The 13468-nt window shown below is 37.5% G+C and carries 10 protein-coding genes; 2 read left to right on the plus strand and 8 right to left on the minus strand.

All coding sequences use genetic code 11. The features are described 5' to 3' along the window. Together JML65_RS21015 and JML65_RS21020 are read right to left on the minus strand one after the other, a co-directional pair. A partial coding sequence (locus tag JML65_RS21015) for a TAT-variant-translocated molybdopterin oxidoreductase (protein ID WP_202272017.1) occupies positions 1-1622 on the minus strand: 1622 nt, incomplete at its 3' end. Between the two features lie 23 nt (positions 1623-1645). Continuing rightward, on the minus strand, positions 1646-3004 hold the full coding sequence (locus JML65_RS21020) for a c-type cytochrome (protein WP_202272019.1): 1359 nt from the start codon (positions 3002-3004) through the stop codon (positions 1646-1648). A 182-nt stretch (positions 3005-3186) separates the two neighbouring features. Here JML65_RS21020 and JML65_RS21025 point away from each other — a divergent pair, with 182 nt between their 5' ends. After that, complete coding sequence (locus JML65_RS21025) at positions 3187-3744, plus strand: SPOR domain-containing protein (RefSeq protein ID WP_115916765.1); 558 nt, start codon at positions 3187-3189, stop codon at positions 3742-3744. A 53-nt stretch (positions 3745-3797) separates the two neighbouring features. On the opposite strand, the gene JML65_RS21030 is transcribed toward JML65_RS21025, so the two are convergent. From JML65_RS21030 to JML65_RS21055, 6 genes are all read right to left on the minus strand, one after another. Beyond that, positions 3798-5069, minus strand: coding sequence for a DUF6080 domain-containing protein (locus JML65_RS21030; RefSeq protein ID WP_237390959.1), 1272 nt, complete (start codon positions 5067-5069; stop codon positions 3798-3800). 86 nt (positions 5070-5155) lie between these two features. Further along, positions 5156-6010 (minus strand): T9SS type A sorting domain-containing protein, encoded by an 855-nt coding sequence (locus JML65_RS21035; RefSeq protein WP_115916763.1) that lies wholly within the window; start codon positions 6008-6010, stop codon positions 5156-5158. 84 nt (positions 6011-6094) lie between these two features. After that, on the minus strand, positions 6095-7636 hold the full coding sequence (locus JML65_RS21040; RefSeq protein ID WP_202272021.1) for a protein adenylyltransferase SelO: 1542 nt from the start codon (positions 7634-7636) through the stop codon (positions 6095-6097). Positions 7637-7711: 75 nt separating this feature from the next. Continuing rightward, entirely contained in the window at positions 7712-10090 is a 2379-nt protein-coding gene (locus tag JML65_RS21045) for a transglycosylase domain-containing protein (RefSeq protein WP_047484651.1), read from the minus strand. A gap of 6 nt (positions 10091-10096) precedes the next feature. Beyond that, on the minus strand, positions 10097-10561 hold the full coding sequence (locus JML65_RS21050; RefSeq protein ID WP_084086403.1) for a gliding motility lipoprotein GldH: 465 nt from the start codon (positions 10559-10561) through the stop codon (positions 10097-10099). Then, positions 10554-11945: a stage 0 sporulation family protein gene (locus JML65_RS21055; RefSeq protein WP_115916759.1), complete on the minus strand. Its 1392-nt coding sequence runs from the start codon at positions 11943-11945 to the stop codon at positions 10554-10556. Before JML65_RS21055 ends, JML65_RS21050 begins: the two co-directional genes overlap by 8 nt. A 278-nt stretch (positions 11946-12223) precedes the next feature. On the opposite strand from JML65_RS21055, the gene JML65_RS21060 reads away from it, so the two are divergent. After that, on the plus strand, positions 12224-13465 hold the full coding sequence (locus JML65_RS21060) for an OmpP1/FadL family transporter (RefSeq protein ID WP_202272023.1): 1242 nt from the start codon (positions 12224-12226) through the stop codon (positions 13463-13465). Positions 13466-13468: the final 3 nt, after the last annotated feature.

Consider the following 13468-nt stretch of genomic DNA (forward strand, 5'->3'; position numbering starts at 1 on the left):
TTTCCTAATTCAGCAACCGCCTGTGCAGCGTTTCCACCTGCATAAGATAGTGTTGTTGTATTGTTAGAAGTAACGATACCGTTATATAAAGCCTTATTGAAAGAAGTAGCACCTAAGATAGAAGCTGAGCTAGCTTTTAAATAATCGTAGTAGTTATTAGCAGCATTGTTTTTTCCATTCTTCCAAACCAATAAAGATTCTTCAATCTGTCTTGATTTATAGATTTTCTGGATCGTAGGCTGCATTAATGAATATACGCCTGTCTGAGGTTCAATATCACCCCAAGATTCTAGCCAGTTAGCTACAGGAATTACAGCTTTTGCTGCTTTGTACATTTCATTTTTCTTATCAGCAACAGCTACTACACAAGCAACTTTTGATAAAGATTTTTTGAAATCTTCTCCTTTTGGATGAGAGTAGATAGGGTCTACATTGTTTGCGATCAATACGCCAACCTGACCTGCATTTACCCATCCTAAGAATTCCTGATATCTTGCTTTATCAAATTCTTTCAGGAAGTTCGCTTTACCAGTGAAAGCTACTGAACCTAATTTTTGGTTGATTAAGTGTGCTAAAACCTGTGCTCCTTTGGAACTGTCAGCTAAAACAACAGCTTTGCTGCCTTTTGCTTTAAGTTCGTTAGCAATTTCAGTAGCCGTCTTATCAGAAGTACCACCACCTACGATTGCATTGTAAACTTCAACTAAAGTTTTGTTTACAGCACTTGGCTTTAATCTGTATCTTGAGTCAGCATTAGCACCTGTCAATGACATGTTGGATTCCACCTGAATGTGTCTCAACATGTTTGGACCTGGTTTTCTTGCTGCTGCGTAAGAAGTTTCTAAGCTTGAAGCATTATAGTCTCCTAAGAAATCAGCCTGGAAAGAAACTACCAATTCAGAACCTTTAAGGTCATATACTGGTAATGCTCTCTGTCCGAATACTTCCTGAGCTGCATCCAGAGACGCAGAGTAAGGGAAAGCATCATAGGTTACTAATTCTGCTGTAGGATATTTTGCTTTGAATTCAGCAAATAGCTTTTTGAAAGTTGGTGAAGCAAAAGAGTGTGACAAAAGCACAATCTTTTTACCTGCAGCTTTCGCATCTTCCAATCCTTTAAGAACAAAGCTGTCTACTTTATCGAAAGTTTCGTCCTTACCATCCAGTTTAGGCTGCTTTACTTTATCATTATCATAAAGAGAAAGTACACTTGCCTGAGCTCTTGCGTTAGTTTTACCTAAATCACCAGCTGCTGGGTTTGGATCAATTTTGATAGGTCTACCTTCACGAGTCTTTACTAAAACACTGGCAAAGTCGAAACCATCAAAATAAGTGGAAGCGTAATAATTGGGTACTCCCGGAATAATATCATGTGGCTTTACCACATAAGGAATTGTTTTGATTACCGGAGCTTCGCAGGCAGCTAATGTAACTGCTGCTGTAGAGAATCCTAAAAGCTTTAGGAAATCTCTTCTTGAAGTACTTGATCCGTTGTTCTCAGCATCTCCAAGGAAATCTTCTACCGGAATTTCTTCCTGAAACTCTTTCTGAGCCAGCTTATTATTTAAAGCTGGATCTTTAAGTTCATGAATACTTCTGAATTGTATTTTGTTTGAAGCCATTTATACTTCTAATTTTTTAGTTATTAATAATGACATTTACCACACTCAAGACCTCCAATAGCATCTACAGTGATTTTACCTCCATCCTTAGGATATTGTTTTTTCAACTTGTCATGTAGATTCTTGAAGTACTCTTTATTATAACCGTTGTTCATATCAACTTCAGTAGTTCTGTGGCACTCAATACACCATCCCATAGTAAAGTCGTTAGCCATTTGAACAACATTCATTGTATCAATTTTTCCGTGACAAGCTTTACATACAACATCAATTTTGTTGTCTGGATTCTTTTTGTTGAAAGAATTGATGATTGCTTGCTCACCAGCTACTACGTGTTGAGAGTGGTTGAAGTACACAAAGTCTGGCATGTTGTGGATTCTTGTCCATTCAACCGGCTGTGTTTTTCCTGTGTACTGTTGTTTTGCAGGATCCCAACCTGTTGCAGCATAGATCTTCTGGATCTCTCCGTCATAGAATGCCTTGTCTTTTCCTGGCTCCATGTAGTGATCTGCGTTGTATTCAGAAATTGTTCTGTGACAGTTCATACAAACGTTCATAGAAGGAATTTCAGATACTTTCCCGTATTTAGCACTAGAGTGACATAACTGACAGTCAATTTTCTGTTCTCCAGCGTGAATTTTGTGAGAGAAGTAGATAGGTTGTTCTGGTTTGTACCCTTTGTACACCCCGATCCACATTAACCAGTTCCATACTCCGTAAGCTGCAAGAATAGCCAGAATAGTTAAAGCTATCTTACCTACGTAGTGGAACTTCTCATACATTTCCTTGAACGAACGAACTCTTGTTTCATTAAGACCCGCTAATTCTTCAGACTGACCCAGTGTTACCAGTTGTCTTAGTTTTACCAAGATCCAAACTAATAAACCTGCAATCGCTAAAAGAGAAATGATGACAATGTTTGTAGTAGTTTTGTCTGCAGGTGCTGCCGCGGCTGCGCCAGTTGCAGAAGTTGCTTCCGGTTTTTTCTCTTCCGGAGCCGGAGGATTAGTAGTGAAAGCTAAAATGTCATCAATATCCTTCTCTGTAAGATTAGGAAACTGTAACATCTCAGTCTTATTATACTTTTCAAAAATCTCATTGGCGTATTTATCCCCAGAAGCTCTAAGAGCTTTGTTGTCTTTGATCCACTTGTGAAGCCAATCTTTGTCTACACCGCCCTCTGTCTTTACACGTTCTACAACCCCTTTTAATGGTGGTCCAATAACCTGTTTGTCCAGCGCGTGGCATGCAGTACAATTCGCTTTGAAAAGTTTCTCTCCGTTTTTAGGATCGCCGTCTTGCCCGTAAAATGAAGCACTGGTTGATAGCAATAAGCCTATTGCGATCAACGTTTTTTTATAATGCTTTCTCCAACTAATCATTTAAATTATCTTATGTTAGTAAAATTATTGAACATATCAATCCCGCAAAAATAATATTTTTAACACTAATTTAACGGCATATAAAAAGGGGAAAATGTCATTTAAGGTTAATTTGTATTGATTCTAAATAACCTGTTTGGTATAGTTTTTTAATTTGTATAAATTTGCGGAAACAAGTTTAAATGAGAAATCTGATCAAAATATTTTCAATATTATCATTATTAGGATTTTATAATATTGAAGCACAGCAAGTTGTTAAAAAGGACACGCTTTCGGGAACGGAGCTTGTCATGACAATGGATTCAAAAATTAATGCTGCCTTGGAAGGAATTGAAGGTAAATGTTCCAAAGTTGCGAACAATGTTCCAACTAAAGATTCTAATAATACCGATAATGGTATTTCTACCGGAGGAATTACGAAGCCACCTAAAATTTATGTTCCAAATCGAGAGCTTACCAATGCTGAAATTTGTAAAAAAAATCCTAGAATTTTAGGATTTAAAATTCAGATAACAACAGTGAAAAGCAATGAGGAAGCTAATGAGGTGAAGGCTTATTTCCGAAAAAGATTCCCCAATCTTAAGGTGGAAACGGATGCTTCTTTAAGACCAAATTATAAAATTTTAGCTGGAAGTTACTTTACAAAGCAAAGCGCTGCGGGTGACCTTTCAAGAATCAGAGAATATTTCAAATCTGCGGTTGCCGTACAGTACAGAATTTTCTGTGCAGAAGCAAAATAAGGGAGATTTGATTTCAAATACTAAAAAGGCTGAGAAACTATTCTCAGCCTTTTTTATTGGTAATAGGTTTCCAGAAACCAGAAAAACTCAGACATTCTATACCAGTTGTTGGTTAGTAGGTAAACAAAGAGCAGAGCAACGGTTAATGTTAAAAATGCTGATATTCTGGGTGATGATCTGTAAGCATAGAAAAGCCATCCTATCAGCAGTGGGTAGACAAAAACAAAGTGCCCTCCATAGATATAGGAGGTGTGAAGACCGAATCTCATAACACAGTGGATGATCATATCAACAAAAAATGAGATCATAATAATCTGGACCCATTTGTTTTTAAAATTCTTACAATAACTCCAACTTATCAGTGCCAGTAATATCCCTACGAAAATATATGAAAACATTGATGAATATGACTCCATATAAAGTGCTTTAAAGGAAAAGCCTTTCATATTGTGTTTATCAGAGATGATAAAACTTGGGAATAAAATATTACCGCCAAAAAAGAAAGAAAGGATCATATCCCAGGTCGGTATGGATTCTACATTAGAGAATTTTTCATACTGTTGGTTGGTTTTTGAAAAGATATTCTGATACTTAAAATCAATTCGGTTCAGGTAGAGTAGTGCGTAGCAAATAATGGCGATAGCTCCCCTTAGTACTGCATTACCTACTTTTCTCCAATCCCTGAAAAGACCTTTTTCAAAAAATACCGGAATAAAAACCTTGACAAGATTGGTTATAGTAAGGCCTCCAATGCCAATGACTGCCAGTGATAACGCTGCTGTGGGTGTTTTTTCCTGTTTTCTTAGTTTGATGGCCGCATAGTGGTTGTATAGGCTAAGTAAGAATAGAGTGTAAGTGAAGTTTTCAGGAGTGAACGACAGGATGATATTCGTTGAAAAAACACCAAAAAACAGGATGATGAGTACATTAAGTGATAAAGGAATTCTGATAATATTTTTTAAGTATTTAAAAACCTGAACAATATTCAATGTGATGATGATGTTGCTGAACCATGCCAGTGTAAGCCTGAAATTAGCATCCATTTTACCTCCTGAAATAAAAAGTGAAAATTCTCTGACCCAATTGAAAAAATAATAGGACAGGGGGTGTCTCTCGAAGCTTCCTCCGGTCATAAGGATGGATTTGTTATCAAAACTAAAGTACGCATCCCATGGAATTCTGCTGTCAAATATTATTCTGTAGTTGAGGGCTATGTAAGATCCGAGGATTCCATAGCAGGTGATAAAAAATAAAAAAACGGCCACTTCTGTATAAGTGGAAGGAAATACCAGCTTTAAAAAATGAATAAGTTTTGTTTTGATCAAAGACACGGGTCAGATTTTTTGCAAAAGTAGAAATAAAAAGCTCACCATATTAGGTGAGCTTCTAAGATTATATAAATTTAAATCGCTTAGTTTTTTACTACTTTTCTTGTAGAAGTACTTCCGTCCGTAAATACCACCTTTACTAAGTATGTCCCTTTTGGGAATGAAGATATATTTGGATTTTCGGAATTTGTCTGTAGTAATGATTTTCCTGTCATATCAAAAACCGAAGTAGCTTTTATTTTTTTATCAGTTTTGATATTGATTTCTCCTTTAGTAGGATTAGGATAGATGTCTAAAGATGCTTTTTTTGAAACGGCTTCATGAGTGGCTAATGTACCGCTGGTAAGAACCTGAACGTCATCTAAAGAAACTGCATCAGCATCTGTTGCTGTGTATTGGAATCTTATTTGAACATTTGCCTGTCCAGCATAAGCAGATAAATCTTTTTGAACTTGTACAGTGTTGTATAAATCTGTAGCTTCGTTTCCATCTCCATCATCTGTGAAACCTGCTTCTGTATCTTCATCCCAAAGAGTTGTCCATGTGGTTCCACCATTTGTTGATATCTGTGCAATGAGGTTTCCGTTGTCTAAATCGATCATATAAGACCATCCTACTACCACTTTAAATTTTAATGCAGGATTTGTTGTTCCTACCAAGCTGAAAGATGGGCTTATCAGGTTGGCAACATTGTTTGATGCTGAATAGTCTATTGCAGCAGAAGTTGTTCCATTAATGGAATAGGTTGTTACTGCTGCTGCTCCACTTGATGGGAAAGTACTAGCTACATTAGACGGTCCCCATGGTCTTGAGGCTAAAGTTGCTGATCTTGTCCATCCTGTAGGGGGGAAGGTTCCTTCAAAACTTTCAGACAGTACTGTCTGCGCGCTGCTATAAAAGCTTGCTAATAATGCAAAAGATAATAGAGTTCTTTTCATGAGAATATTTTTTTCTAAAATTAGGAAAAATATTTTAATAGCATAATGAATATTCAACAAATAAAGAAAAATATTAGCTTTTCACTAAGAACTACAGGAAAGTGTAGAACATCCGGTAATGTCATCATAGCTGTTTGGGCGTTTGGCTGAAAACTCCGGATGCCTTTCCTCATAAGGGTTTTCTAGTGCATCTGTTAGTTTTTCAAGCATGCTTGTTTTCCCAATACTGATCTCTTCAATACATTCATAGAGAAGATAGTTTCTTAATGTGAATTTAGGGTTTGTTTTTTTCATTATAGCTAAAGATTGTTCCCTTGAAACAGTGTTTAGGCTTAGCCTTGAGTTGTATGTACTAAGAAAATCCTCCAGTTTTTTCAGTTTTTCATCATTTACAAGACTGTAGGAAACGCGGTTAAAGAAGTCTTTTACATCAGCAGTTGAAGTTGATTTTTCTAGATAATTGAAAAATAAAGTGTAATCCATCTGTAATTCCTGCATCAAACCCTGCCAGTTGGTGAAAAAATCTTCATCATCTTTAAGCAATTCATCAAAACCGAATTTTGCACAAAGCATTGTATCGTGGCTTTCCCAGAAATGGGTGCCAAAATGATTTAAGGTATCTTCTAAAAATTTCTCATCTTTAATTAAAGGATGAAGAGCATTGGCAAGCTGCCAAAGATTCCATTGGGCAATCTGACCTTGTTTTCCAAAAGCATATCTTCTTCCCGGAAGATCCGTTGTATTGGGCGTAAAATTCAAATCGTATTCATCCATCATCGAATAAGGTCCGTAATCTATGGTTAGTCCTAAGATAGACATATTGTCTGTATTCATTACTCCGTGCACAAAGCCTACTCTGAACCATTCAACGGCTAAATTGGCAGTTCTTGTACAGACGTTTTCAAAAAAATCTTTATATCTCTGTGTGCCTGACGAAGTCACTTCAGGAAAATAATTCTCAATGGTAAAATCTACCAGTTCCTGTAAGGTTTTATATTCCCCTTGGGCAGACATGAGCTCAAAATGTCCAAAACGGAGAAAGCTTTCAGCGGTTCGTATGACCACGGCTCCTTTTTCCAGTTGAGGATTTCCGTTATACATCATATCACGAACCACGTCTTCTCCTGTAAAAGCAAGACTTAAGGCTCTTGTAGTAGGAACTCCCAGATGATACATTGCTTCACTCATCAGATATTCCCGTACAGAAGATCTTAATACGGCTCTTCCGTCTGCATGTCGCGAGTAAGGGGTTGCACCAGCTCCTTTCCATTGCAGTTCTGTTTTTTTGCCTAAGTTATTTTCAATTTCTCCGGCTAGAATCGCTCTTCCGTCTCCAAGCTGTCCTGCCCAGTTTCCAAACTGATGGCCGGCATAAGCTGTGGCATAGGTTTGAATGTTTTCGGGAAGTCTGTTTCCAACCAGAAAATCCAGATCTTTTTCTTCAAAAGCTCCTAGTCCTATTTCTTCTGAAAGCGTTTTGTTGAAGGCTATTAATTTAGGCTGATCAAATCCTGCAGGGCTAATGGTAGCAAATAAAACCTTGGGAGTATTTCTCTGTATAAGGTTACCGGAAAAATCTCCTGGAAATTTCTTGATGAAAGGCTGTCTGATACGTTCGATATTCATACCTCAAAGGTATTAATTATAAAAGAAAAGACCTTTCAAATTATTGAAAGGTCTTGTGTATTTCTAAAAGAGAATTTATTTATTAAAATCTACCTCATCGTTAGAGTGAAGATTCTCATTGATGTTTTCCTCTTTCTTTTCTGTAGTTTTCTTAGGGGTAGGGTCTGCTGCTCTAGGGTTTTTAATTTCGTCGATGGTTTGAAGACTTCCATCGTCTCCATAACCTCCGCTTAAGCCCTTAAGGTTTGAGCAACCGTCTTTCCAGTCTGAAGGTTTAATGAACTTATCATCCGGTGATACTCCCAGGGTTTTATCTGCCCATACCTTTTTCATATAGATAGCCCAAATTGGTAATGCCATTCTAGCACCCTGTCCTTCACCGGTTCCAAAGAAGTGAGTTGCTCTGTCCTCCCATCCAACCCATGCTCCGGTTGCTAGCTTAGGAGTAATCCCCATAAACCATCCATCAGAGTTGTTCTGTGTGGTACCTGTTTTGGCTGCAATCTCTACACCTTTTGAAATCCCTCTTCTTCCCAGTTCTCCTGAAGCTGTTCCGTACTGTGCAACACCTTTCATCAATTCAATCATGGTGTAAGCGTATAATGGGTTCATGACTTCTTTTGGCTCAACATTTACTTCTTTGATTACTCTTCCGTTGGCATCTTCAATTCTCCAGATCATTTCCGGTTTGTTGTGATTTCCATAATTGGCAAAAGTACTGTAAGCACCTAGCATTTCATAGATGGTAATATCTGATGAACCAAGGGCAATTGTATTGTTTCTTGGGATGTCTTCCGTTACTCCAAGATCTCTAGCGGTCTGGATTACTGCGTCTACGCCCGTCATCTCAATAAGTCTTGCTGCAATCGGGTTTTGAGAGTGTGCTAAACCGTCTTTTAAAGTAAGCATTCCTCCTCTTCCCGGTACATGCCATCCATTGTGATCATAAGTTCCGTTGGAAACTGTTGAACAAGGGGTCATTCCAAGTTTCATGATCGCTGTAGCATATACGAAAGGCTTGAAGGTAGATCCTACCTGTCTCTTACCTTGTTTGATGTGGTCATATTGGAAGTGCTGCCAATCGATACCTCCTACCCAGGCTTTGATTTCTCCGGTTCCGGGAACCATAGACATTAGTCCAGCCTGTGCAATCTGCTTGTGGTATCTGATAGAATCCCAAGGTGACATTTCCACTTCTTCCTCTCCACTCCATGTAAATCGGGATGTTTTGATAGGTTTTTTAAACTCCATCATAATAGAATCTTCAGGCATACCATCAGCTTTTAACAGCTTATATCGGCCGGTTCTTTTCATGGCCTGAAGCATTACCTGGCTGATCTGTTTATCTGTAAGATAGTAGAATGGTCTGTTTTTTCTGCCTCTTTGTTCAGCGTCAAATCTCTTTTGAAGATCTGTTAAGTGTTCTTTGATTGATTCTTCGGCATACTTCTGCATTTTAGAATCAAGAGTAACATATATTTTTAAACCGTCTTTATAGAGGTTTAGTTTTTTGCCGGTTTCTTTTTCATATCCTGCCAGGTATTTGTCAATTTCCTTTCTCAGGTAAAACTTATAATACGCGGAATATCCGTCAGTGATGCTTTTAATAGGGTGGAAGTCTACTTCCACAGGAGTATTGATTGCTTTTTCATACGTAGCAGCATCAATATATCCGGTTTTCTGCATTTGATCCAATACAACATTCCTTCTTTCCTTTGCCTTTTCAGGGTATCGGTAAGGATTGTTTTTTCTTGGGTTTTCAAGCATGGCTACAAAAGTTGCCGCTTCAGGCAGTGTAAGCTCCGAGGTTTTTTTATTAAAATAGACCCTGGAAGCCATTTCAACACCGTTTGCATTGAAAAGGAAATCGAATTTGTTGAAATAAAGGGTGATGATTTCTTCCTTTGTATATCTCTTTTCAAGACTTACTGCCACTACCCATTCTTTAAGCTTTTGGAAAGCTCTTTCTACTTTGTTTTGAGAAGCTGTTCCCGTGAAAAGGAGCTTTGCCAGCTGTTGGGTAATGGTAGAACCTCCTCCTCGTCCCCCTCCGTATGCAACGGCTCTGGCAATAGAGTATAGGTCAATTCCTGAATGTTCTTTAAAACGTTCATCTTCTTTAGCTTGTAATGCATAAATAAGATAGGGAGGAAGATCTTTGTAAACAATAGGCTGCGTTTTTTCTTTTTCAAACTTACCCAGAGTAACGCCATCTGAAGAGATGATTTCAGAAGCGACAAAGATATCCGGATTTTCAAGTTCTTTTACATCCGGCATTTCTCCAAGGAAACCTTGAGAAACAGCGAAGAAAAGGCCTGAAATTCCTAATACTACTGCAATGAGCCCAATCCAAATAAATGAAACCCATTTTTTCCAAGAGGTATTTTTCTTTTGCTTGGGAGGCAGAGGGAAAGTTTTCCCTTTATTTCCTGTATTTTTTCTGTTTTCTTCCATTTATGATTACGGTTTAGCCGTTTCTAATTTTACCCCAATATCTTCAATTCCCGGAAGGTTGTCGTTCCTCATAGCCTGAGTCAGCCCGATTTCATATTTTCCTTTTCCTGGAAATTTATAATTCAATTTATACTGAAACAACGTTTCCTTTGTATCACCAAAGCCTGTACCAAGCCATTCCCCATTGGGTTTTGCCAAAACATAATTCAAGGTGTCGGTTTCCTTTTTTTTGTTCTGGAGATTGGTGAAATTGACAATGAACCTTATATTGCTGTAAGGATAATCGTTATTATTCCTTACAACAAATATAATATTTTTAGGATTCTGCGGATCTGAAATTTCAAGATTAAATTTTTGCTCACTTTTCTTATTCCATTTGTTATCAACGGAATTCATCATGACATCTTCTCCTGAAGAAGAAGTACAGCTAAAGAAAAGGATAAGGGAAAATAATCCTAAAATGTTACGCATCTTTATCTTTTTTTGGAGGATATTTCTTTTTAAATTTCTTCTTATTAGGGTTGGTTTGTGGCTTATTCTCAGAGTCAGCGCTATTTTCTGTCTTTTCCACAGGACGTTTTTGTTGTGGATTAGGCTTTTGTTGTTTAGGCTGCTGATTTCCAGATTGAGCATTTGGATTTTCAGGCTTTTCAGATCTTTCCGGTCTGTCCTGTCTTTCCGGTCTGTTTCTCTTCTGTCCTTGTCCTTGTCCCTGCTGAGGGTTGTTTGGCTTATTCTGGTTATTTCTGTTTCTGTTTCCTCTGTTTTTCTTTTCGAAACGGTCTACATTGTTTTCCTGAATAAGGTCAATGCTTTGAAGAGGAGAGTCAGGTTGTTTTAAATCTTCCAGAGGAAGCGTTCTTTCGCCTCTTTTGTTCTTTGAAATTAATTTTTTTACAAGATCAATATCAAAATCATACCAGGCAATAGAACTGTCTACATAGGCAAACCACATTTTCTTTTTGAAGACATCTATTTTAATACAGAATGCTCTTCCTTTTTCTGTTTCCAAAACGGTTGAAGAAGATGGGAAATTGCTTAATGCATCCAGATAACTGTCCAGTTCGTAGTTCAGGCAGCATTTAAGCTTTCCGCATTGTCCAGCTAGCTTTTGAGGGTTGATACTCAGCTGCTGATATCTTGCTACATTGGTGTTTACAGATCTGAAGTCGGTTAGCCAGGTTGAACAGCAAAGCTCACGCCCACAAGAACCTATACCTCCTACTTTTGCCGCTTCCTGTCTGAAACCGATCTGTTTCATGTCGATCTTTGTTCTGAAAGAGCCGGCGTATTCTTTTATCAACTGTCTGAAATCCACTCGGGTATCAGCGGTATAATAAAATGTAATTTTTGAAGAATCACCTTGATATTCCACATCCGTGACTTTCATTTCAAGTCCTAATCTGTGGGCAATTTTTCTTGCTTCAAGTTTTACTGCATCTTCTTTTTTTCTTGCTTCCTGCCATACCTCAAGATCTTTTTGGTTGGCTTGTCTGTATATTTTTAGTGCTGATTCTTCAGATGATTTTTTCTTTTTCATCTGAATTTTCACTAATTCTCCGGTAAGGCTTACAACACCTACATCGTGTCCCGGGCTTGATTCTACTGTAACTACGCTACCAATATGTAAAGGGATATTATTTACATTTTTATAAAAAGATTTCCTGTCATTTTTAAACCTAACTTCTACAAAATCACACCTGTTAGGTGCTGGATTGTTGATGTTAGAAAGCCAGTCAAAAACACTTAATTTATAACTATTCCCGCAGGTATTTACATTTTCACAACCACTCGCAGTCTTCTTGGGACCGCAAGAATGTGCAGAATCGCCGGATGTTTTGCATCCACAACTCATATTACTATTATTTATAATCTTGCAAATTTATGTATTTTTATCTTTATGCAATTCTAAAATATTTAAATATTCAATAACCTTGTTGTTTAATGTTAAACAAAATAAATGAATGTGTTTTTATATGCTCTTAAGTGTTTAAAAACAATGATTTTATAGTTTATTTTATTCAAAGTGTTATTTTAAACATAATTTTCTTTAGGTATATTGTTTAAAATATTGGGAAATATTAACAGACGTATTCAAAATAACTTTATATTTGGGTTATATAATAATAGTCTATGAAAAAAATATTAGTATCAACTGCTTTATTGGCGGGGGTTTTATCTTACGCAGGGGGCTTCAGAGTTTCTTTGCAGGGGGTGAAACAGTTGGCAATGGCGCATACTAGTGCTCATGCCGAAGACGCGAGTGTGACATTCTTTAACCCGGCGGGTATGTCATTTATCCCTTCCAAACTGAGTGTAGTGGCTGGAGGGTTTGGTGCAAGTAATAAAGTTACTTTTCAAAACTTAAATACTTTACAAAGCACAGAAACAGATAATCCTCTGGGAACACCTATCTACGCAGCGATTACTTATAGACCCATAGAAAATCTATCCGTAGGTTTCAGTTTTTCCACACCTTTTGGAAGTACTGTTCAATGGCCGGAAAATTGGGAAGGAAAAGAATTGGTACAGAAAATGGAACTGAAGAGTTTTTATTTTCAGCCTATGGTTTCTGTGAAGCTGGCTCCTTGGTTGTCTTTTGGTGCTAGTTATATTTATGCAAGAGGAAAGGTAGACTGGGATAAAGCTGTAACACAATTTAATGGACAGGTTAACATCAATGATGAAAAAGCCAGTGGACACGGATATGGATTCGGTTTCTATTTCAGACCTGACCCTAAGTTGGATGTAAGTATTGCATACCGTTCAGCAATAGACATGAAGGCTAAAAACGGAACAGCTACATTCAAGTTCCCTACACAATCTCCTTACTCGCTGTTAAAATTAAATGGAGCAGGACAAGACGGATTTTCAGCAACTCTTCCATTGGTTGAAGAATATACCATTGGTTTAACTTATAAGGTTACTCCGAAATGGCAGGTTTCTGCAGACTTTAACTACCATGGATGGGAAAGATATAGTAAACTGGTATTGGATTTCGACAATGCACCTCTTGCAACAAACAATCCATCAGATCCGACAGTTCTTGTAAATCCTAAGAATTTCAGAAACTCCAAGACATTCAGATTAGGTACTCAATATGCATTCACGAATATGATTTACGGACGTTTGGGGGCTTATTATGATGAATCTCCTTATTCCAATGAAAACTTTATTCCTGAAACGCCTTCATTTAATACTTATGTAGTGACTGGTGGGGTTGGATTCAAATTGAAAGAATTTGGGATTGATATTGCTGGAGGATATGCAATGCCTCAGGCTAGGGATGTAAATAACTCTGCTCTTGGGCTTTACGGACAGGCGAAAGCTAAAGCGTTCTACTTCGGTCTAGGCTTATCTTATAATCCTTTTTAATTA

It is taken from the genome of Chryseobacterium sp. KMC2, assembly GCF_016756935.1.
Classification (GTDB): domain Bacteria; phylum Bacteroidota; class Bacteroidia; order Flavobacteriales; family Weeksellaceae; genus Chryseobacterium; species Chryseobacterium rhizosphaerae.